This window comes from Brevundimonas sp. NPDC046655 (assembly GCF_044901625.1).
In the GTDB taxonomy this organism is placed as follows: Bacteria; Pseudomonadota; Alphaproteobacteria; order Caulobacterales; family Caulobacteraceae; genus Brevundimonas.
Genome location: NZ_JBJDPV010000001.1, coordinates 597146 through 616409 on the forward strand (window position 1 = coordinate 597146; position 19264 = coordinate 616409).

The following is a 19264-nucleotide window of genomic DNA, read 5'->3' on the forward strand; positions in this document are numbered from 1 at the left end:
ACGGGGGAGCTGAATTCTATCGCGTTAACGGGGGATAGACGTGCGGCATGCAAGGAAATAGCGGATATATGAGCTTCTGGATCACGCCGTTCGCCCCATGACGTCCGCCGAAAACCTACTTCCCACAGCGGACGGCGCCGGTCTTCGGGTGCGACGCACCACTGATTCGGGATCGACGGCGCGCGATTCGGCGCCCCCTCCCCGTCGTGCGCGGCGCGGCCCTTTCCGACCCGACCTCTGGCTGAACACGCGTCAGCGCAACGCCGCGCGGCGGCGCGTCTTCTATTTCCGGGTTGTCGATGTTCTGGGAGTCAGCGCCGCGGTCATCGCCGGCCTCGCAGCGCTTGCAGGCGGCGCACCGATGGCCGTGCGTCTGATCGACGCGGCGCCCCTCTTCCTGGGCGGAGCCGCCATTCTGGGCCTTCTTCGATCCCTGGGCCTTTACCGCTTCGACAAGGGGCATGGCTTCCCGTCACACCTTGGCGCGGTGGCCTGCGTCGCCGGCATCGGCGCGGCTCTGACCGCGGCGCTGGGCTACGGCCTTCACGGCGCGGCGACGCCCTGGGCGGTCTATGGTCGTTGGAGCGCCGGGGTTCTGGCCCTGCTGCTGACCTTGCACGCCGGCTGGAGCCTCATGGTCGCGGACTGGCGACGCAGGGGCGCGCTCACCCCCAATATCGCCGTGGTCGGCGCGACTCGCCATGCCGAGCGCCTGATCCGTGAAGCGCTGCAACGACGCGACGTGAATGTTCTCGGCGTGTTTGACGACCGCCTGGCGCGATCGCCCGACGCCGTAGAGGGCGTGCCGGTCCTGGGCGAAGCCGACGCCCTGTTGAATCATCGGCTGACCCCCTACCTCGATCGGATCGTCCTGGCCATCGACCCCAAGGCGGAAGCGCGCGTGCGAGACCTGACCGCCCGCCTGAGCGTCCTGCCTATCAGCCTGACCCTGCTGATCGATCCGAAAACAGCAGAACAGCGCAACGCGGCGCTGGAGAAGCTGGCCCAGGCGCCGATGGCTCCGCTCGAAGGACCGCCCGATCTGGAGCGCCGCGCCTTCAACAAGCGACTGCAAGACATGGTGCTGGCGTCCATCGGCCTGGTGCTGCTGTCGCCGGCCCTGCTGCTCATCGCCCTGCTGGTCAGGCTGGACAGCCCCGGTCCGGCGATGTTCCGCCAGCGTCGACACGGCTTCAATCAGGAAGAGATCGTGGTGTGGAAGTTCCGCACCATGCGCCACGCCGACGCCGACGCGACCGCCAGCCGTCAGGTCACCGCCGACGACAACCGCATCACGCGCATCGGTCGCTTCCTTCGCGCCACCAGCCTGGATGAGTTGCCGCAGTTGCTCAACGTCATTCGCGGCGAGATGTCCTTGGTCGGGCCCCGCCCCCACGCCATCGGCATGAAGACCGGCGAGGTCGAGTCGGCCCGGCTGGTCGCTGACTACGCTCATCGCCACAGGATCAAGCCGGGCATGACCGGCTGGGCCGCCATCAAGGGCTCGCGCGGGCCCATGCATACCGCGCCCGAAGTGCGTCGCCGCGTCCAGCTCGACATCGACTACGTCGAGCGCCAGTCCTTCTGGCTGGATCTCTGGATCATCGCCGTGACCATTCCCGTCCTGCTGGGGGACCGGATGGCGGTGCGCTGATGTTCTGGCGCGGAGTGCTGGGCTACCTGCCCGCCAACATCATCCAGGGCGTCGTCGGCTTCCTGGCCATCATCGTCTATACGCGCCTGCTCAGCCCCGAGGATTTCGGCCGCTACGCCCTGGCCTTCTCGGTCATGACCATGGCGCACGTCGCGACCTTCAGCTGGCTGGAAGCCGCCATGGCGCGTTTCTGGGCCGCCCAGCGCGACGGGGCCGACATGGCCAGCCATTTCGCCAGCCTGTACCGCACAACCTTCATCATGACCGGCCTGTTCCTGCCCTTGGCGGGTCTGGCCATCTGGCTTTGGCCCATGCCCGAAGGCTTCCGCCTGCCGATCGCCGTGGCCCTGCTCGGCATTCCCGTGCGATGCCTGACCAAGCTGGCGCAGGAGCGCTATCGCGCGGCGGGCGAAGTGCGCAAGGCCGCCAGCCTCGACATCTGGAACACCCTGGCCGGCTTCGGCGTCGGCGCGGCCTTCGCCCTGTCCGGCGGGGGCGCCTCCGCCCCTCTCGCGGGCCTGCTGATCGCCCCCCTGTTCGCCCTGCCCTTCATCCTGCCCGCTGAACTCAGCGAGGCCCGTCGGGGCCGCGTCGATCGCGAGCGTCTGAAAACCTATGCGGTGTATGGCTATCCCATCGCCGCCTCGCTGGGCCTGGCCCTGGTCCTGGCGTCCACCGACCGTTTCCTGCTGGCCCTGTTCATGGACGAGGCGGCGGTCGGCGCCTATCACGCGGGCTACAGCATCGCCAATCGGACCCTCGACGTCCTGTTCATCTGGCTGGGGACGGCGGGTACGCCCGCCCTCGTCATGGCGCTGGAACGCGGCGGGCGCGAGCAACTGGTCAAGGCGGCGCGCGAGCAGGCTTCGACCCTGATCCTGATCGGCCTGCCCGCCGCGGTGGGCGTGGCCCTGGTGGCGCGCCCCCTGTCCGAGTTCATGATCGGCGAGGATCTGCGCGACGCCGCAACCCTGGTCACGCCGTGGATCGCCCTGTCGGCCCTGCTGTCGGGCGTGACGGTGTACTATTTCCATCAGGCCTTCACCCTGGGCCGTCGCACCGGCTGGCTTCTGGCCGCCATGAGCGTCCCGGCCCTGGCCAATGTCGCGCTGAATATCGTGCTCATTCCCCCTTTCGGCGTTCTCGGCGCCGCCTGGGCCACGGCCGCCAGTTTCGCCATCGGCCTGGTCGCGTCCTGGGCGATGGGTCGGCGCGTCCTGGCGCTGCCGGTGCCGTGGACCACCCTGGTCCAGTGCGGCCTGTGCTGCGTCGTCATGGCCTGCGCCCTCTGGTTCCTGCCCCCCATCGGCGGCTTCCCCGAACTGATGCTGGACGCCTCGGTCGGGGCGACGGTCTATGGCGCCTGCGCCTTCGCCATCAACGCCGGCGGCGTCCGCGATCTGGCCCGCCGCCTTCGTGGCGCGGTTCAAGCCCGCAGGGCCGCCGCATGACCGCCGCCGTTCACGACAACCTCGCCTGGTTTTCGGCCCGCCCGGCCCTGTCGGTGCTGATCCCCTTCCTGAGAGACGACCCCGAGACCTTGATCGAGCTGCTCGACCGGGAAGCCTCAAGGCTGAACGGGGCGGCCGAACTGGTCCTTCTTGACGACGGCACAAACGACCTCGACCTGACAAGGCGCCTGATCGCGCGGATCGAGGCCAGCGCCCTGCCGATCCGCCTCATCTCCCTGTCGGAAAACGAGGGCCGGTCGGTTGGTCGCAACCGGCTGGCGGCCTCAGCGCGCGGATCCAGCCTGCTGTTCCTCGACAGCGACATGCGCCCCGACCATGACCGCTTCCTCACGACCTGGGCCGACCTGGCTGCGACAAGGGGCACCGCCGTCGCCTTCGGCGGCTTTTCCCTGCTGCAGGCCCCGGACGACGCCCGCTTCGCCGTTCATCGCAGCATGGCGGCGCGCTCCGACTGCACGCCCCGCGAGCAGCGCGCGCTTCAGCCCGAAAAGCACGTCTTCACCTCCAACCTGCTGGTCCGTCGCGACGTGTTCGAGACCGAGGCCTTCGACACAGGCTTCAGCGGCTGGGGCTGGGAAGACGTCGAATGGGCCATGCGGGTTTCGCGCCGCTTCAAGGTCGAGCACATCGACAACCCGGCCACCCACATGGGTCTGGACACGGTCGACAGCCTGGCCGCCAAGTACGAGCAGTCCGCGCCCAACTTCGCCCGCGTGGTGGCTCGCCATCCCGATTTCGTCGCGGCCTATCCCAGCTACCGCGTCGCGCGGCGCCTGCAGGCCGTGCCGGGTCTCAAGGCCATCCGCCCGCTGTTCAAACAGGCCGCACGCCTGCCTATCCTGCCCGTCGCGCTGCGCGCCTTCAGCCTGCGGCTCTACCGCGTCGCCCTGTATGCGGAGGCGATATGATCCAGCCCTACACCCCCGATGTCAGCCTGATGGGCAAGCTGCGTCGCCGCTTCGCCCGACTGACCCACCAACGCCCGGCCCAACTCGACCTGTCGCGGCCTACGGTCAGCTTCACCTTCGACGACATTCCCGCCAGCGCCGCTCACGCTGGCGCAGCAGCCCTTGAGAAGCACGACGCGCGCGGCACCTTCTACGTCTGCGCCGGCCTTTTCGGACAAGAGGGACATATGGGCCGCTTCGCCGACGTCGCCGAGATCAGCGCCCTGGTCGATCAGGGGCACGAGGTCGCCGGCCACACCCTCAATCATGTGGACTGCCACCGTACGGCGCCTGCGGACCTGAACGCGGATCTGGACGCCAACGACGCCGCCCTGCGCCGCCTCGGCGCACACCCCGTCCATTTCGCCTATCCCTACGGCGAGGTGTCACCTCGCGCCAAGAAGCAGCTCGGCGCCCGCTATGCCTCGCTACGCGGGGTCCACAAGGGCCTGGTTCATGACGGCGGCGACCGCAACCAGTTGCCCAGCGTCGGCATAGAGGGCGCCGATGGCGAGTTGGTCGCTCGCAGTTGGATCGACCGTGCCGTGGCCGAAAAGGCCTGGCTGATCCTCTACACCCACGACGTACGTGAAACGCCGTCGCCCTGGGGCTGCACGCCCGACGCGCTGGAGCGGCTGATCGGCCACGCCCGCGCGGCCGGATGCGACATCCGCACCGTCGGCGAGGTTCTGGCGGCATGAACGCCGACGTCGCCGTCATCATCCCGACCCTGCGCCGCCCGGAAAGCCTGGAGCGCGCCGTCCGATCGGTGCTCGCCCAGACCGGCGTGTCGGATCGCCTGAGAGAAATCGTCGTCGTCGACAATGATCCTCAGGCCAGCTCACGCGACACGACGGCGCAGCTCGCCGAGGAAGCCGGGATTCCGATCATCTGGCGACACGCGCCACGCCCCGGCGTCGCGACCGCCCGCAATGCCGGGCTGGCCGCCACGACCGCGCCGCTGATCGCCTTCCTCGACGACGATGAAGCCGCCTCTCCCGGTTGGCTGACCGCCTTGCTCACGGCCCAGGCGGCGACCGGCGCCGACGCCGTTTTCGGCCCGATCCGCGGCCGCGTGCCGGACGGAATCGGCTGGACCCGCCCCTATCTGGAGCGCTTCTTCGGTCGCGAAGGCCCTGACCGGACCCAGTTGATCGACGCGCCTTACGGCTGCGGCAACTCCCTGTTGGTGCGGGCGACCGCCCTGCCCGGCGCCGCCCCCTTCAACGCCGCCGCCGATCAATCCGGCGGCGAGGACGACGCCCTGTTCGCGGCGTTGGCGGCCCGCGGCGGACGCTTCGGCTGGGCCACGAACGCCTGGGTCGATGAGTTTGCGCCGCCGCACCGCGCCACGCTGCGCTACGCCCTCACGCGAGCCTTCGCCTATGGTCAGGGTCCCAGCCAGACCGCCGCCGCCGCGCGGGACTGGTGGGCCGTCACCCGCTGGATGGCGGTCGGCGCGGCACAGGCTGCTGTCTGGGGCGCCGCAGCGCTCGCACTGACCCTGGTCGCCAGCCCTCGTCGCGCAGATCTGCTGGATCGCTGCGCGCGCGGCATCGGAAAACTGTTCTGGATGAAGAGCTTCGAGCCACATTTTTACGGCACGCGCGAACTGGCGCGGCTGGAGCGCCAGGCTTCGTCCTAGCCTGCCAGGCGTCTCAGGATCGACGGCGGCGTCCAGATCGAGCGGTTCATCACCACCCCGGCGATATGGCCGCCCACAGCGTCGATCTCGTCTCGCAGGACCACGGGATCGCCCGCTGCTGTCGTTTCTGCCGCCACGACGATGATGGTGGCGTCGACGAAGGGGGCTAAGGTGATCGCCATATCGCTGCGGTCCGCGGCGGGTGTATCGATGACGACAGTGTCGGCATGAGTCCGTAACGCGTCCCAATAGCGGGCTTCGCCCAAGGCCTCGACCCGCTGGCCGGCGCGCGTCAGTTCCATATGGAAACGAGTGACGAACAGACGCCCGCCCAGACAGGCTCGCGCCGTCATCAGGCGCGCCGGAGCGACCGGCCGTCCGTCCCGGCCTCGCATGGGCGGGGTCACCACATAGAAGGCCGACCCGTCGGGCGAAGCCTGCACCGGCATGGTCAAGCGCCCGAACCGCTCGGGTTCCGCCGCAACGGCGTCCATCTGGCCCTGCTGCGCCAGATCGCCGTCGATCAGCCAAACCGGCTTCCTGGCCCGGACCGCCGCCAGCCGCGCGTACTCGCGCGCTACGGTCGAGGTTCCTTCGCCCGACGTAGCCGAGACGAACTGGATCACGCGGCCACGATGCGCCGAGGCTGGCCCCAGCGCCGCCCACAGTCCCGCCATTTCCGTCGTCAGATCGACCATTCGAATCGGTTACACGCTCGCCCTCAAGCGGTCAGCCTAGCATGGCCGTCCGCCGATCAGGCGCGCTTCATCGGCGCAACCGCCAGCACAGGAAGTTGCAGCGTCCGGCTGGCCGTGGACGGCGTCGAGAAGCCCTTGCGCAGGAAGACGCGCAGCAGGCCGACGCACAGCGCCGTGAACCCGGCGAACAGGAAGGCGGCGATCAGCAACAGCGCCTTCATGCTCTTGCCCTTCGACGGCGGTTGGGCGCGCTCGATGACCGTGACGTTATCGGCCCCGGCCTTGACCAGCTCGTTATCGGCGCGGCTCTGGGTCTCGCGCAGCTGGAATTCGCGGATCGAGGCGGACAGAACCTCGCGATTGCCCGACAGGGTGGCGTTGCGTGACTCCAGCTCGGTGAGGCGGGCCTGACGCGCGCGCAGATCCACCACCTGGCGGTCCAGAACAGCCAGACGCGCCGCAAGGGCGTCACGTTCCGCCTGGGCGTTGATCCGCGTGGTCTCCAGCTCGACCCAGATGGGATTCGGTCCGGTGCGAACCTCCTTGGCGCCGACCGCCGTGCCGGTGCCGACATAGGACTGCAACTGGGCGATCTGGGTTTCGATCTCACGGACCGGCGCCGCATCGGGCTGATAGCGCGCCAGCAAGCTTTCACGCTGGGTCCGCAGCTGCAGAATCTGGTCCTGCGCCGAGATGTTCAGATCCTGCTGCAGGGCGATTTCCGCCGGCGTGCGGTTCTGTTGGGCCACCAGGGTCGCCAGCCGTTGCGACGCCTGGTTCAACTGCGCCTGTACATTCATTCGTTCCGCAAAGACCGACTGATAGGTTCCGGCCAAGGTCGCCTTCGCCGTCGCGAAGTCGCCGATGTCGTTGCTGCTCAGGAAGGCCTCATAGGCCCGGTCGGCGTCCGCCAGTTCGCCCTCGAAGGTCTGGCGCTGCGTCTGGATGGCGGGGGTCGCCCGGTCCTGAAACACCTCCCGACGATAGGTCAGGTACTGGTCGATGACCGTATTCAGAACCCGCGCCGACAGGGCGGGATCATCGCTCTTGTAGGACAGGCCGACGACCGGACTCAGCGGCGCGGCCGTCACATCCAGACCCGCGCTGACGGCGCGCACGGCCGAGGCTTCCTGCTCCTGCAACGTTCCTGTTGCGGGATGCCCTTCCTGGAAGGTCTCGACCCCCAGAGCACGGACGACCCGCTGCTTGACCTCCAGGCTGTTCAGGATGGCGGCTTCCGATTGCGCCACTTCGCCCGCGGCGGGCGGCGTGGCGCGGTCGGTCGCGCCCACGCGCGGTTGATAGACGTATTCCTGACCCACGCCGACGAACAGACTGGCGCCGGCCGTGTAGGTCTTCTTCATCGTCAGCGCGGCCGCCACGCCGATGGCGAACAGGACGGCGAACACCAGCACCATGATCCACAGCTCGCGCAACAGCAGCGCCACGACGTCGATGACGCCGTATCGCGGTCGGGCTGCAGCATAGGCTGTCGAACGCATGAACCAGGGGATTCCGTTGAAGTCGATCGCACCTTTGCGGCCTGTGCGTTAACCACGCGTTACCCATAACCGTTCAGCTTCACCTTCAGTCCGCATTCTCAGCCAGGTCGCCGCCTCCATGATGCCTGATCGCCGCTTCGTCCTGATGGCCCTGGCCGCCGGCCTGACCGGCTGTGGCAGCGCCGCTGCGGGTGACGCTCGCCGCATTCAGGACGTGTCCTCCGACCGCTTTCCCGACATCGACTTCGCCGACTGGACCGATGTCGAGCCCGAATACCTGCTGTACCCCGGCGACGAGATCGAGGTCGCGACCCCCACCGCCTCCGAGCTCACCCGCCAACTCAAGATCGGACCGGACGGGCGTATCTCCCTGCCCCTGCTTGGCCACGTCATGGCGGCAGACCGCACCTTGTCGCAGCTCGAGTCCGACATTTCAGCGGGTTACGCCACACAGCTCAGACGCCCCGAGGTCGAGGTCACCTTGCGTCTGGCCGGTCCGCTCAAGGTCTGGGTCGACGGCGAGGTGCGTAATCCGGGCGTCTTCGACATGCCCGGCGACATCGACGCCTATCAGGCGGTGATCCAGGCCGGCGGCGCCCTGCCCTCGGCCAAGACCCGGCAGGCCGCTCTGATCCGCCGCGGACCGGGCGGCGTGCGCATGATGCGCGTGGTGGATCTGCGCCCCCGTCGGGGCGAGGCAGTGGCCCTGCGACGCGGAGACATCATCTTCGTCCCGCGTTCGACCCTGGGCGAACTGGCGGCCTTCTTCACCCTGTTCCGTTCAGCCCTGCCGATCGGCTTCAGCTACGCCCTGAACGGCGGCTACGCCTCGACCTGAACAGACACATCCTGGCGAGTTCCTACATTCGGGAGGGCGTCATCGTTCCGCTTTCGACCCGTTGCGGACACCTACTTGCTCGCATCATGCGTTTAAGGCGGGAGAGGTGACAATGCGCGCGCATATTGAATGGATGAGATCCGACGAGGGTGGAAGGGATAGGCCGCCGTCAGGCGAAGGATCACCGCCCTACACCACCGTCGTTAGGTTTGACGGTGAAAGTGACTTGGCTACCGCTGCCTGGTCCTTGGTCGTGGAAAAAATAGAAGCGCCCGACCCTTACTCATGGACAGCCGACGTTAGGTATCTCGTAGACGAAGCTCCCAAAGAGCTTCTGACGTCTGGGCGTCGATTTGAGCTTTACGAAGGGAAGAGGCTTGTAGCTGTGGGTACCCTTAAATAAGCGCAGAGTCCGCTTCCCACCCCTAGTGGACGTTCGCAGGGTCGGCTTTCAGGGACCAAGAGTGAACGCCGATCAAGGGGACTGATCGAAGGGCAGCGCTTCCACCGCTTGAGCGAGCTTAAAACCCGCCCCGCCCAAACGGGCCTATTCCATGGTCGGGGCGAGAGGATTCGAACCTCCGACCCTCTGGTCCCAAACCAGATGCGCTACCAGGCTGCGCTACACCCCGATCCGATGGAGCGCCCTCATGACACGGCGGGCGCCGGACCGCAACGCATTCAACGCCTTAATCTGGATCAGGGACGAAAGAAGCTGTGGCGGACCTGGTCGCCCGGCTTGGCGCCGATCTCTTCGGCACGGCCCGCGCGCAGCTCCAGCACGCCGTTGGCGGCCCCGTTCGAGGGCAGAGGGGTTTCCGAATAGGGCGTGGCGTGGCTGGCGATGGAGACGATGCGGCCCTGCGGATCGATATAGATGATGTCCAGCGAACTGGGCGTGTTCTTCATCCAGAAGCTCTGCTCGGTCGCCGCCGGGAACTGGAACAGCATGCCCCGGTCGTCTTCCAGAGGGGGACGATACATCAGGCCGCGCTCGCGCTCGGCCTCGTCATCCGCGATCTCGACCATGAACCTGTGCTCGCCCGAGGCCGTGACGATGCTGAGCGGCTCCAGCGGCCGCCCTGCCGCATCCACCGGCCCCTTGGGCGCGCAGGCCGAGGCCAGGCCCGCCAGTGCGGCCGCCAGAACGATACGACGCGAGAAACCCATGACTTCGCCCCTTAGAGGGCGAAACCTATTCGCCCGGCCTGATCGCAGCTACCACCAGCCCCTTGGGACCGTCGGCGAACCGCACCTGCACCGCATCGCCCGGCACCAGATCATCCAGTCCGCAGCGCCGCAGCGTTTCGACATGGACGAAGATATCGCCGGCCGCGCCGTCGCGCACCACGAATCCATAGCCCTTGGTGCGATTGAACCATTTGACGACGGCCGTCTCCATGGGACCGTCCGCAGAGGCGTCTATCGCCGCCCGCGGCGACACCGAAGCGCGCGCCGCCTCGCGCCGCACCGGCAAGGGCGCGCCTTCGCCCAGATCAATGACGCGTACGACCTGCCAGCCCTTGGGCCGGCGCGCGCACTCGCACGTGATCGCTGCGCCTTCGGCGGCGGCCTCATGCCCCCCGTCCCGCAGACTGCTGACGTGCAGCAGCACGTCTTTCAATTCCGTCAGGTCCGGCTCGTCAGGCACGATGAAGCCGTACCCCTTGCCCGGATCGAACCACTTCACCGTACCGGCGATCAAAACGATGTCCGGCGCTTCAATCTCGTCGTAATCCGACAACTCACAACCCCCGCCTGCAACGCGCGCAGCCGCTATGATTAACACGGTTCTTTGAGTGGCGGAAAAACAAAAATGACGATTTTAAGGTCGCAGGCGCACAAAAAGACGCGCCGCAGCAGAACGCTGCCGGAAAACCATCGATGTCAGGGAGATAGCTCCGCGTGGCAGTCCCTAGGGGAGTCGAACCCCTCTTTTCAGGTTGAAAACCTGACGTCCTAACCGATAGACGAAGGGACCGCTGCGCGGAGGAGTGGTCTGATAGCCGCCCTCTTCGGACGACGCAAGTCTGTTTTTCAACTTTCCGAACAAAGACTTCGCCTACGCACCATGCGCGCGAAAACGCCCCTTGCGGAACGATTGAGGCTGTCGATGTCGGGGGAGAACGAAGGCTCCGCGTGGCAGTCCCTAGGGGAGTCGAACCCCTCTTTTCAGGTTGAAAACCTGACGTCCTAACCGATAGACGAAGGGACCGCTGCGCGGAGGACCGGGGTAATAGCCGTCGATTCCGCCGCTTGCAAGCGCTTGCTGCGCAGTTTGTGCGACTTTTTCAAAGACCTGCGCTCGGCCACGCTGGAAACCTCAGGCCATGCGCGGGTCGGCCACGTCCTCGATCTCGAACTGCACCCCGCGACGGCCGTTCCAGTCGTCCGCCTTCAGCCGCCCGACCAGATTCAGCCCGCCCTGCCCCGCCAGCAGCGCCTTGCCGCCGGGCAGGTCGGCGCAGCGCCAGGCGATGGCCCGCACCGAAGCCCCGTCGGGCCCGACCAGACGACAGCGCACATGGCCGCCGTTCATCGCGACCGGCTCGCGCGCCTGCACGCCTTGCAGGGCGAACAGGGGCTCCGGATTGGCGGGACCATAGGGCGCCAACTGCTCGAAAGCCTCGAACAGGTCGCGGGTAGCCGCGCGCGGATCGATCAGGGCGTCCACCTCGACCCAATCCTGGGCCACGGCCTCGGCCCGCTCGCCCGACAGGCGATCGTTGAGGAAGGCCCGCAGTTCGTCGATGCGGTCCGCCGCCACCGTCAGGCCCGCCGCCATGGCGTGTCCGCCCCCGGCGATCAGCACGCCCTCGTTCCAGGCCGCCTGCACGGCGCGCCCCAGATTCATGCCCGGCTGCGACCGACCCGATCCCTTGCCCACGCCGTTGATCGCGTCGACGCCGATGACGATGACCGGCTTCCTCCAGCGTTCGCGCAGGCGCCCCGCCACGATGCCGACCACGCCGGGGTGCCAGTCCTCGCCCGAAACCACCACCAGAGCCGACTCATCGGCGTGCGCGCCCGTCGCCTCGACACGGCGCACGGCCTGTTCCGTCACCTGGGCCTCGACCTCGCGCCGGGCGAGGTTCAGCCCGTCCAGCTCCTGCGCCAGCATCTTCGCCTCATCAGGATCGTCGGTGGACAGCAGGCGCGCCCCCAGATCCGACTTGCCGATCCGCCCGCCCGCATTGATGCGCGGCCCCAGGATGAAGCCTGCGTGGTTCGACTTGGCCGGTCCCGGCTCGGCCCCGGCGGCCGCCAGCAGGGCGCGCAGCCCGGGATTGTTCCAGTCCGACATGACCTTAAGTCCCAGACTGGTCAGGGCCCGGTTGAAGCCGGTCAGCCCCGTCACGTCGCAAATGGCCCCCATGGCCGCCAGGTCCAGCCACTGGCGGATGTCCGGCTCGCTCTTGCTCTCGAACAGCCCCCTCGTCCGCGCCTCGCGGTTCAGCGCCGCCAGCAGGACGAAGACCACCCCGGCAGCGGCCAGATTGCCCTGCCCCGAGTTGCAGCCCGGCCGGTTCGGATTGACCACGGCCAGACAGGCCGGCGGCTCCTCGCGCATCATGTGGTGGTCGATCACCACGACTTTCAGCCCGATGGCCGCGGCGTGGGCCACCGCCTCGTTGGCCGCCGCCCCGCAATCCACGGTGATGACCAGATCGGCGCCCCGCGCCTTCAGAGTGTCGAACGCTCGCGCGCTGGGGCCATACCCCTCGGTCAGGCGATCAGGGACATAGATGGGCAGCTCTGCATCCAAGGTGCGGAACCAGCGCACCAGCAGGGCCGCGCTGGAGGCCCCGTCCACGTCATAGTCGGCGAAGACGTGAATGCTGCTGCCCGCCTGCAAGGCGTCAACGATGGCGCTGGCCGCCGTATCCATGTCCATGAAGCTGGAGGGATCGGGGAACAGAGCCCGCAGCGTCGGCGTCAGGAAGTTGCGGCCCTGATCCGCCGCCACGCCGCGCGCAGCCAGGGCCCGCGCCATCGGCTCGTCCAGATCCAGGGCCTGCATGTGGGCGCGGATGGTCGTCGCCTCGGCCGGACGCTGTCGCCAGGCGCGTCCCGACAGGGACCGCGAAACGCCGAGAAAGGCGGGAGCATTGCTGCCGTCAGCCATGAGGAATCCTTGTCAGCCCGACCATCATTCCGGGATTCTGTCGCTTAGGCGACGAGACGTCGATCAGGAGCGCGGGCGATCAATCGGCGGCGGCGCAGCGGCGCGACGACGCAAGGCCTCGGCGAAGGCCTCGACCTCCTCCGGCGTCTGGGCGCCGATCGGGGCCATCTTCGCCGGATCAAAGCGACGGGTGATCGATTCGACATAGGCCGTCGGATCGTCGCTCAGGGTCCAGTCGATGCCCGCCACCTGGCGCGCCAGGGCGCCGCTGTCAGCGTTCAGCGCCTGCACGTTCGCCGCCACCTGGGCCGGTTGCGGCAGGTCCGTCGGCGTGGCCGGAAAATCAGCCCAGCGCGGGTACTCGCGTTTCTGGTCCACCAGTTCCTGAATGTGCGGCGCCAGCGGCGAGGTCGCGTCCGTCTGCGGGTCGAACGAGCCGACGCAGCCGCCCGTAAACAGCAGCAGGCCGGTCATCGCCGGCGCCATGGTCTTTTTCGACAGGAACACGTTCATCTCACCCCCGGTCATATGCCATCATCGCGCCCGGAGGAAGGCTCGCGACCCGACGCGAGGCCGGTTCCGGAGGTTCGCCCATGGCCAAGCGCCCGACCAAGGCTCCCCCCGCCCCGCTGCCGGCCGCCGCCGCGCCGCGCAAATCCGGACGTCCGACCTCAGCCAAGCCCCGCGCGAAAAAGGCCCCGCCACCTGATGCCGCGCCCGAATCGCCCGCAAAGGCTGAAGCGCAGCCGCAGACCCCGCCTCGGCCCGAGCCCGCCGCCGATCCCTTCGCCTTTGGCGCCGATCAGCGCCACCTGCTGGAAACTCTGTCGCTGAACCTGGCCAAGGCGGCCATGACGGCCCAGTCAGCCATCGCCGAGGCCGCCCTGTCGCAGGCCGACCGCCCCGCTGCCCTGTCGCCTGACCCGTTCAACGTCGCCCCGGCCATGACCTCGGTCATGACCAGCCTGGCCGCCCGTCCCGAAAAGCTGTTCCAGGCCCAGGCCGACCTGTTCGGCCGCTACATGGACCTGTGGTCCACGACCGCCCGTCGCGCCATGGGCGAGGAGGTCGCCCCCGCCCCCTCGACCGACAAGCGGTTCCGCGACCCGGCCTGGAGCGAGAACCCCGTCTTCGACGTCATGCGCCAGTCCTACCTGGTCACGTCGGACTGGATGAACGGTCTGGTGTCCAGCGTCGAGGACGTCGATCCGCGTGTGAAGCGCCGGGCCGAGTTCTTCACCCGCCTGCTGACCGACGCCTTCTCGCCCTCCAACTTCCTCGCCTCCAACCCGGCGGCGCTGAAGGCCCTGGCCGAGACGGGCGGCGAGTCCCTGGTGAAAGGGATGCAGAACTTCGCCGCCGACCTGGAGCGCGGCGCCGGCAAGCTGAAGATCAGCCAGGCCGACTACGGCCAGTTCAAGGTCGGCGAGAACGTCGCCACCGCCCCCGGCCAGGTGGTCTGGCGCGACGAACTGTTCGAACTGATCCAGTTCGACGCCGCGACGGACACTCAGCACGCCATCCCGCTGCTGATCTTCCCGCCGTGGATCAACAAGTTCTACATCATGGACCTGCAGCCGGCGAACTCGCTGATCCGCTGGCTGTCGGCCCAAGGCTTCACCGTCTTCGTCTGTTCCTGGGTCAACCCGGATCAGGACAAGGCCCAGTTCGGCTTCGAGGAATACCTGCACAAGGGCGTCTATCGCGCCGTCGAAAAGGTGCTGGAACAGACCGGCCAGAAACAGCTGAACGCCGTCGGCTACTGCATCGGCGGCACCCTGCTGGGTTCAGCCCTGGCGCACATGGCCGCGAACAAGGACGAACGCGTCGCCTCGGCCACCTTCTTCGCCGCCCAGCACGACTTCGCCGAGGCCGGCGACCTGCTGCTGTTCACCGACGAGCACTGGCTGGCCGAGATCGAGCAACAGATGGACGCCGCCGGCGGCGTACTGCCCGGCGCGGCCATGGCCGACACCTTTAACGCCCTACGCGCCAACGACCTGATCTGGTCCTTCTTCGTGTCCAACTATCTGATGGGCAAGGCGCCGCCGGCCTTCGACCTGCTGTTCTGGAACGCCGACCAGACGCGGATGCCCAAGCGCCTGCACCTCGACTACCTGCGCCAGATGTACGGCAAGAACGCCCTGGCGAAAGGCGAGTTCGAGATCGGCGGCCAGCCTATCGACCTGTCAACGGTCAAGACGCCCCTCTACTTCCTGGCCAGCCGCGAGGACCACATCGCCCCGATGAACTCGGTCTATCGCTCGGCGCGGCTGTTCGGCGGCCCGGTAACCTACACCCTCGCCGGTTCGGGCCACATCGCCGGGGTCATCAACCCGCCCGCCGCCAACAAATACCAGCACTGGACCAACCCCGCCCTTCCCGAGACGCTCGCGGAATGGCAAGCGAACGCGGAACAGCATCCGGGCAGCTGGTGGACCCACTGGGCCGCCTGGCTTCACGAAAGATCGGGTGAACATATTCCCGCCCGCGACCCAAAGAACGGCCCGCTGAAGCCCATCGAGCCCGCGCCCGGCGCCTATGTGAAAGTGAAGTCTTGAAGCGTATCGAACCCAACCTGCTGCTGGCCCTGGCCACCGCCGTCCCGCTCGCCCTTCTGGTCGCCACCGCCAGCCTGTTCGGCGAGCCCGGCCACACGCTGAAGTACGTTCTTCTGGCTGCGGCCTGCTCGGCCGGCTTCGTCGTCTTCAACGGCATGATGTCCAGGCGCATGGGTCTGCAGCGCCCGCCGATGATCCACCCCGAGGCCGCCTCGACCGCCGTCTGGGCCAGCCTGTTCCCTCTGGCCCTGATCTTCGGCGCCGCCGTGCCCGTCTTCTTCCCCGGCCACGACTACGGCCTGCTGGTCATCATCGGCGCTGTCTGGTTCGGCGTGACCGTGCAATCCGCCATCAAGGCCCGTCAGGCCGGATGAGGCGTCTGGCTGCCAGCGCGCTGGCGAGCGTCCTGCTGGCCGCCGGCGCGGCCTCAGCTCAAGACCAGGCGATTCAGGCCGACAAGATCATCCTCGTCGGCGATTCCACCACGGCGGTCGGCAGCGGCTGGGGCGGCGCCTTTTGCGACCGTCACGTCCTGTCGGCCCTGACCTGCGTCAACCTGGGTCGTCAGGGGCGAAGCACCTCGACCTATCGCGCCGAGGGCTCCTGGGATCTGGCGCTGAGCGAGATGGCGACGCCCGGCTATCAATCGGTCTGGGTGCTGATCCAGTTCGGCCACAACGACCAGCCCGGCAAGCGCAGCTCCACCGATCTGGTGACCCAGTTTCCCGCCAATCTGCGCGCCTATGTGGCTGAAGCCCGCGCCCGCGGCGCTCGCCCCGTCCTGCTGACGCCCCTGACCCGTCGCCATTTCAAGGACGGCCAACTTCAAAACACCCTGGTCCCCTGGGCCGACGCCGTGCGCACCGTCGCCGCCGAGACCGGCACGCCCCTGATCGACCTGAACGCCGCCAGCGCTGAACTGGTCCAGCGCCTTGGCGCGCTGGAGGCCGCGCGCCTTTCGCCCGGCTCTCCGCCGCCGTCGTTCGAAGCGGATCTGCGGGCGGGAAACACCCCGCCCACGCCGCCGGCGGCGACGCCGCCTTCGACCGCGCACGGCCGTCATGTCGATGACTTCGACTACACTCACCTGGGCCCCGAAGGCGCCGCCGTCATCGCCGCCCTGGTCGCGCGCGACCTGATCGCCGTCGCGCCGGACCTGGCCCCGCGCCTCGTCCCCTGAGCCGCCTCAGGCGGGCTGAAAGCTCAGCGCCACGCCGTTGTTGCAATAGCGCCGCCCGGTCGGCGGCGGCCCGTCCATGAACAGATGTCCCTGATGCCCCAGACACCGGGCGCAGTGGTACTCGGTGCGGGCGATGCCGATCCGGCGGTCGGTCTTCGTGCCGATATTGTCCTGCATGACCCGCGTGAAACTGGGCCAGCCGGTGCCGCTGTCGTACTTCCACCCCGACTGGAACAGCGGCAGGGCGCAACCCTTGCAGACAAAGACCCCGCGCCGATGCTCGTCGTTCAGGGGGCTCGTGAACGGCCGCTCGGTCCCCTCATGCCGCAGCACGCGCCATGAGGCCTCGCCCAGCCGCCGCTTCCATTCCGCATCGCTGATCCGCCGAAAGGGCGAGTTCGCCCACTGCCCTTCCGACGCGTCGGCCGCGTCGGGCGCACAGCCGGACAGGGCGACGGCGACGCCGCCCAGCAGCACGGACCTTCGATCAAATACGGCGTCCATGCCCCCTATACGGCGGCCGGGCGCCTTTGGTTTCAGGTCAGGCCGGTCGCCTCGTCCAGACCCAGCATGATGTTGAGGTTCTGCACCGCCGCGCCCGAGGCGCCCTTGCCCAGGTTGTCGAGCATGGCGACCAGACGCGCCTGCTCGCCGCCGCGATCGCCAAAGACGTGCAGACGCATCCGGTTGGTGCCGTTCAGGGCCTCCGGCTCGATGCCGCCCATGGCCTCGGTCTCGTCCAGATCAGCGACCTCGACAAACCGCTGACCGTCATAGGCCTCCAGCAGAGCGCCGTGCAGCCGCTCGACCGAGGGCGTCTCCGGCAGGGCCGACAGGTGCAGCGGAACCTCGACCAGCATGCCCTGGCGATAGTTCCCCACGGCGGGCGCGAACAGAACGTCGCGCGACAGGCCCGTGTGCAGGGTCATTTCCGGCACATGCTTGTGCTTCAGCGTCAGGCCATAGGCGCGGAAGGCCGTCGCGGCGCCCTCAGCCTCGAACTCGGCGATCATGGCCTTGCCGCCGCCGGAATAGCCCGACACCGCATTGACCGTGACCGGATGCCCGACCGGCACCAGCCCTGCCCGCACCAGCGGCCGCATCAGGCCGATGAAGCCGGTCGGATAACAGCCGGGGTTCGACACCCGCGTCGAGGCGGCGATGGCCGCGCGCTGACCCGCATCCATTTCAGCAAAACCATAGGTCCAGGCCGGATCGACCCGGAACGCCGTCGAGGCGTCGATGACCCGCACGCTCGGGTTCTCGATCATAGACACGGCCTCTTTCGCCGCATCGTCGGGCAGGCACAGGATCACCGCATCGGCGCTGTTCAGCGCCTCGCGCCGCGCCCCCACCTCGCGCCGACGCTCGCCCAGCAGGATCAGCTCCAGATCCTTACGCGCCTCCAGACGCTCGCGGATCTCCAGCCCCGTAGTCCCGGCCTCGCCGTCGATGAAGATGGTGTGGGTCATGTTGTCGGTCTGGTCCTGTTTTCGGACAGAAAAAGGGCGCTCCGGGTTTCCCCGAAGCGCCCCAAATCCAAATCGCTTGAAGGCGATTAGCGCTTCGAGAACTGGAAGCTGCGGCGTGCCTTGGCGCGGCCGTACTTCTTACGCTCGACGACGCGGCTGTCGCGGGTCAGGAAGCCGTGCGGCTTCAGGACCTTGCGCAGTTCCGGCTCGTAGTGCGTCAGCGCGTGCGACAGGCCGTGGCGGATGGCGCCGGCCTGGCCCGACAGGCCCGAACCTTCGACGGTGCAGACGACGTCGTATTGCGTGGCGCGGTCCGAAACGGTCAGCGGCTGAGCGATCATCATGCGCAGCACGGGACGGGCGAAGTAAACTTCCTGGTCCTTGCCGTTGATGGTGATCTTGCCGGTGCCCGGCTTGACCCAGACGCGAGCGATCGCGTTCTTGCGCTTGCCGGTCGAGTAGGCGCGGCCCTGGGCGTCCAGCTTTTGCGTGTAGACCGGGGCTTCGGACTCGGCCGAGGCGGTCAGGCCCTTCAGGGCGTCGAAGCCGGTGGCTTCAGCAGTCACGTCGGTCATGCTCAGACGCTCCGGGTGTTCTTGGCCGAGGCCGACTTGAAGTCGATGGTCTGCGGCTGTTGGGCTTCGTGGTCGTGCGCGGCGCCGGCGAACAGGCGCAGGTGCGTCATCTGCTTGCGGGCCAGCGGGCTTTCCTTCGGCAGCATGCGCTCGACGGCCTTCTCGAGCACGCGCTCGGGGAAGCGACCGCCCAGAACCTTCTCCGGGGTCGTCTGCTTGATGCCGCCCGGGTGACCGGTGTGGCGATAGTAGACCTTGTCGGTCGACTTCTTGCCGGTGAACACCACCTTGTCGACGTTGGTGACGACGACGTAGTCGCCCATGTCAACGTGCGGGGTGTAGGTCGGCAGGTGCTTGCCGCGCAGACGGTTGGCGATGAAGGTCGCGAGGCGGCCCACCACGACGCCTTCGGCGTCGATGTGGATCCACTTCTTTTCGACCTCTGCCGGCTTCATCGAAGCCGTAGTGCTCTTCAGCATATTGAGGGTCCTAAAGACGAACGGTGCGGCCCACCCCCAGACAGGGACGAGCGGAAGGCGTGCTGATAGAGGGTCATCCACAGCAGGTCAACACCGGTTCACGACGCAGCATTAG

19 protein-coding genes and 3 tRNA genes are annotated in these 19264 nt (G+C 67.8%); 9 read left to right on the forward strand and 13 right to left on the reverse strand.

What is annotated here, in order from left to right; translation table 11 throughout:
- The first annotated feature begins 97 nt into the window (after positions 1-97).
- Genes ACI2KI_RS02860 through ACI2KI_RS02880 form a run of 5 tightly spaced genes read left to right on the forward strand, consistent with a single transcriptional unit; the run spans position 98 to position 5718 of the window.
- On the forward strand, positions 98-1654 hold the full coding sequence (locus ACI2KI_RS02860) for an exopolysaccharide biosynthesis polyprenyl glycosylphosphotransferase (RefSeq protein WP_404617556.1): 1557 nt from the start codon (positions 98-100) through the stop codon (positions 1652-1654).
- A complete protein-coding gene (locus ACI2KI_RS02865) occupies positions 1654-3105 on the forward strand; it encodes an oligosaccharide flippase family protein (RefSeq protein ID WP_404617558.1) in 1452 nt (483 codons plus the stop codon). The genes ACI2KI_RS02860 and ACI2KI_RS02865 overlap by 1 nt, the downstream gene beginning before the upstream one ends.
- Positions 3102-4034, forward strand: a complete 933-nt coding sequence (locus tag ACI2KI_RS02870) for a glycosyltransferase family 2 protein (protein WP_404617560.1) — start codon at positions 3102-3104, stop codon at positions 4032-4034. The genes ACI2KI_RS02865 and ACI2KI_RS02870 overlap by 4 nt, the downstream gene beginning before the upstream one ends.
- Positions 4031-4774 (forward strand): polysaccharide deacetylase family protein, encoded by a 744-nt coding sequence (locus tag ACI2KI_RS02875; protein WP_404617562.1) that lies wholly within the window; start codon positions 4031-4033, stop codon positions 4772-4774. Before ACI2KI_RS02870 ends, ACI2KI_RS02875 begins: the two co-directional genes overlap by 4 nt.
- Positions 4771-5718, forward strand: a complete 948-nt coding sequence (locus ACI2KI_RS02880) for a glycosyltransferase family 2 protein (RefSeq protein WP_404617564.1) — start codon at positions 4771-4773, stop codon at positions 5716-5718. The genes ACI2KI_RS02875 and ACI2KI_RS02880 overlap by 4 nt, the downstream gene beginning before the upstream one ends.
- On the opposite strand, the gene ACI2KI_RS02885 is transcribed toward ACI2KI_RS02880, so the two are convergent.
- Both ACI2KI_RS02885 and ACI2KI_RS02890 read right to left on the reverse strand, forming a co-directional pair.
- Positions 5715-6416 (reverse strand): hfsB, encoded by a 702-nt coding sequence (locus ACI2KI_RS02885; protein ID WP_404617566.1) that lies wholly within the window; start codon positions 6414-6416, stop codon positions 5715-5717. The two genes, ACI2KI_RS02880 and ACI2KI_RS02885, sit on opposite strands and share 4 nt — an antisense overlap.
- Positions 6417-6472: 56 nt before the next feature.
- Complete coding sequence (locus tag ACI2KI_RS02890) at positions 6473-7918, reverse strand: chain-length determining protein (RefSeq protein WP_312061877.1); 1446 nt, start codon at positions 7916-7918, stop codon at positions 6473-6475.
- Positions 7919-8036: 118 nt separating this feature from the next.
- On the opposite strand from ACI2KI_RS02890, the gene ACI2KI_RS02895 reads away from it, so the two are divergent.
- Positions 8037-8756, forward strand: coding sequence for a polysaccharide biosynthesis/export family protein (locus ACI2KI_RS02895; protein WP_404617568.1), 720 nt, complete (start codon positions 8037-8039; stop codon positions 8754-8756).
- Between the two features lie 555 nt (positions 8757-9311).
- On the opposite strand, the gene ACI2KI_RS02900 is transcribed toward ACI2KI_RS02895, so the two are convergent.
- From ACI2KI_RS02900 to ACI2KI_RS02930, 7 genes are all read right to left on the reverse strand, one after another.
- Positions 9312-9388 (reverse strand) — tRNA-Pro (locus tag ACI2KI_RS02900).
- 67 nt (positions 9389-9455) lie between these two features.
- Positions 9456-9926 carry a DUF192 domain-containing protein gene (locus tag ACI2KI_RS02905; protein ID WP_404617570.1) on the reverse strand — a complete coding sequence of 157 codons (471 nt, stop codon included), beginning with the start codon at positions 9924-9926 and terminating at the stop codon, positions 9456-9458.
- 25 nt (positions 9927-9951) lie between these two features.
- Positions 9952-10500 carry a cold-shock protein gene (locus ACI2KI_RS02910; RefSeq protein ID WP_292082929.1) on the reverse strand — a complete coding sequence of 183 codons (549 nt, stop codon included), beginning with the start codon at positions 10498-10500 and terminating at the stop codon, positions 9952-9954.
- A gap of 162 nt (positions 10501-10662) precedes the next feature.
- Positions 10663-10737, reverse strand: a tRNA-Glu gene (locus tag ACI2KI_RS02915).
- A gap of 159 nt (positions 10738-10896) precedes the next feature.
- Positions 10897-10971, reverse strand: a tRNA-Glu gene (locus tag ACI2KI_RS02920).
- Between the two features lie 108 nt (positions 10972-11079).
- The gene (gene recJ, locus ACI2KI_RS02925) at positions 11080-12882 is read right to left on the reverse strand and encodes a single-stranded-DNA-specific exonuclease RecJ (protein WP_404617572.1); all 1803 of its coding nucleotides are present in this window, start codon (positions 12880-12882) and stop codon (positions 11080-11082) included.
- A gap of 63 nt (positions 12883-12945) precedes the next feature.
- Positions 12946-13395, reverse strand: a complete 450-nt coding sequence (locus ACI2KI_RS02930; protein ID WP_404617574.1) for a hypothetical protein — start codon at positions 13393-13395, stop codon at positions 12946-12948.
- Between the two features lie 80 nt (positions 13396-13475).
- Here ACI2KI_RS02930 and phaC point away from each other — a divergent pair, with 80 nt between their 5' ends.
- Genes phaC through ACI2KI_RS02945 form a run of 3 tightly spaced genes read left to right on the forward strand, consistent with a single transcriptional unit; the run spans position 13476 to position 16623 of the window.
- Complete coding sequence (phaC, locus tag ACI2KI_RS02935; protein ID WP_404617576.1) at positions 13476-15443, forward strand: class I poly(R)-hydroxyalkanoic acid synthase; 1968 nt, start codon at positions 13476-13478, stop codon at positions 15441-15443.
- Positions 15440-15817, forward strand: coding sequence for a hypothetical protein (locus ACI2KI_RS02940; RefSeq protein WP_312061864.1), 378 nt, complete (start codon positions 15440-15442; stop codon positions 15815-15817). Before phaC ends, ACI2KI_RS02940 begins: the two co-directional genes overlap by 4 nt.
- Entirely contained in the window at positions 15814-16623 is an 810-nt protein-coding gene (locus tag ACI2KI_RS02945) for a rhamnogalacturonan acetylesterase (RefSeq protein ID WP_404617578.1), read from the forward strand. Before ACI2KI_RS02940 ends, ACI2KI_RS02945 begins: the two co-directional genes overlap by 4 nt.
- Before the next feature lie 6 nt (positions 16624-16629).
- Here ACI2KI_RS02945 and msrB read toward each other — a convergent pair whose 3' ends face one another.
- The 4 genes from msrB to rplM all read right to left on the reverse strand — a co-directional run bounded on the left by msrB (position 16630) and on the right by rplM (position 19149).
- Positions 16630-17127 (reverse strand): peptide-methionine (R)-S-oxide reductase MsrB, encoded by a 498-nt coding sequence (gene msrB / locus ACI2KI_RS02950; RefSeq protein WP_404617580.1) that lies wholly within the window; start codon positions 17125-17127, stop codon positions 16630-16632.
- 32 nt (positions 17128-17159) lie between these two features.
- Positions 17160-18095 (reverse strand): N-acetyl-gamma-glutamyl-phosphate reductase, encoded by a 936-nt coding sequence (gene argC, locus ACI2KI_RS02955; RefSeq protein ID WP_404617582.1) that lies wholly within the window; start codon positions 18093-18095, stop codon positions 17160-17162.
- An 86-nt stretch (positions 18096-18181) separates the two neighbouring features.
- Positions 18182-18670, reverse strand: a complete 489-nt coding sequence (gene rpsI / locus ACI2KI_RS02960) for a 30S ribosomal protein S9 (RefSeq protein WP_292082938.1) — start codon at positions 18668-18670, stop codon at positions 18182-18184.
- A gap of 2 nt (positions 18671-18672) precedes the next feature.
- The gene (rplM, locus tag ACI2KI_RS02965; RefSeq protein ID WP_292082939.1) at positions 18673-19149 is read right to left on the reverse strand and encodes a 50S ribosomal protein L13; all 477 of its coding nucleotides are present in this window, start codon (positions 19147-19149) and stop codon (positions 18673-18675) included.
- Positions 19150-19264 lie beyond the last annotated feature (115 nt).

Coding starts and splice junctions, on each gene's coding strand:
- ACI2KI_RS02860 (WP_404617556.1), top strand. CDS start 98: ATGACGTCCGCCGAAAACCTACTTCCCACAGCGGACGGCGCCGGTCTT.
- rpsI (WP_292082938.1), bottom strand. CDS start 18,670: ATGACCGACGTGACTGCTGAAGCCACCGGCTTCGACGCCCTGAAGGGC.
- recJ (WP_404617572.1), bottom strand. CDS start 12,882: ATGGCTGACGGCAGCAATGCTCCCGCCTTTCTCGGCGTTTCGCGGTCC.
- ACI2KI_RS02880 (WP_404617564.1), top strand. CDS start 4,771: ATGAACGCCGACGTCGCCGTCATCATCCCGACCCTGCGCCGCCCGGAA.
- ACI2KI_RS02895 (WP_404617568.1), top strand. CDS start 8,037: ATGATGCCTGATCGCCGCTTCGTCCTGATGGCCCTGGCCGCCGGCCTG.
- ACI2KI_RS02945 (WP_404617578.1), top strand. CDS start 15,814: ATGAGGCGTCTGGCTGCCAGCGCGCTGGCGAGCGTCCTGCTGGCCGCC.
- phaC (WP_404617576.1), top strand. CDS start 13,476: ATGGCCAAGCGCCCGACCAAGGCTCCCCCCGCCCCGCTGCCGGCCGCC.
- argC (WP_404617582.1), bottom strand. CDS start 18,095: ATGACCCACACCATCTTCATCGACGGCGAGGCCGGGACTACGGGGCTG.
- ACI2KI_RS02905 (WP_404617570.1), bottom strand. CDS start 9,926: ATGGGTTTCTCGCGTCGTATCGTTCTGGCGGCCGCACTGGCGGGCCTG.
- msrB (WP_404617580.1), bottom strand. CDS start 17,127: ATGGACGCCGTATTTGATCGAAGGTCCGTGCTGCTGGGCGGCGTCGCC.
- ACI2KI_RS02870 (WP_404617560.1), top strand. CDS start 3,102: ATGACCGCCGCCGTTCACGACAACCTCGCCTGGTTTTCGGCCCGCCCG.
- ACI2KI_RS02885 (WP_404617566.1), bottom strand. CDS start 6,416: ATGGTCGATCTGACGACGGAAATGGCGGGACTGTGGGCGGCGCTGGGG.
- ACI2KI_RS02875 (WP_404617562.1), top strand. CDS start 4,031: ATGATCCAGCCCTACACCCCCGATGTCAGCCTGATGGGCAAGCTGCGT.
- rplM (WP_292082939.1), bottom strand. CDS start 19,149: ATGCTGAAGAGCACTACGGCTTCGATGAAGCCGGCAGAGGTCGAAAAG.
- ACI2KI_RS02890 (WP_312061877.1), bottom strand. CDS start 7,918: ATGCGTTCGACAGCCTATGCTGCAGCCCGACCGCGATACGGCGTCATC.
- ACI2KI_RS02865 (WP_404617558.1), top strand. CDS start 1,654: ATGTTCTGGCGCGGAGTGCTGGGCTACCTGCCCGCCAACATCATCCAG.
- ACI2KI_RS02930 (WP_404617574.1), bottom strand. CDS start 13,395: ATGAACGTGTTCCTGTCGAAAAAGACCATGGCGCCGGCGATGACCGGC.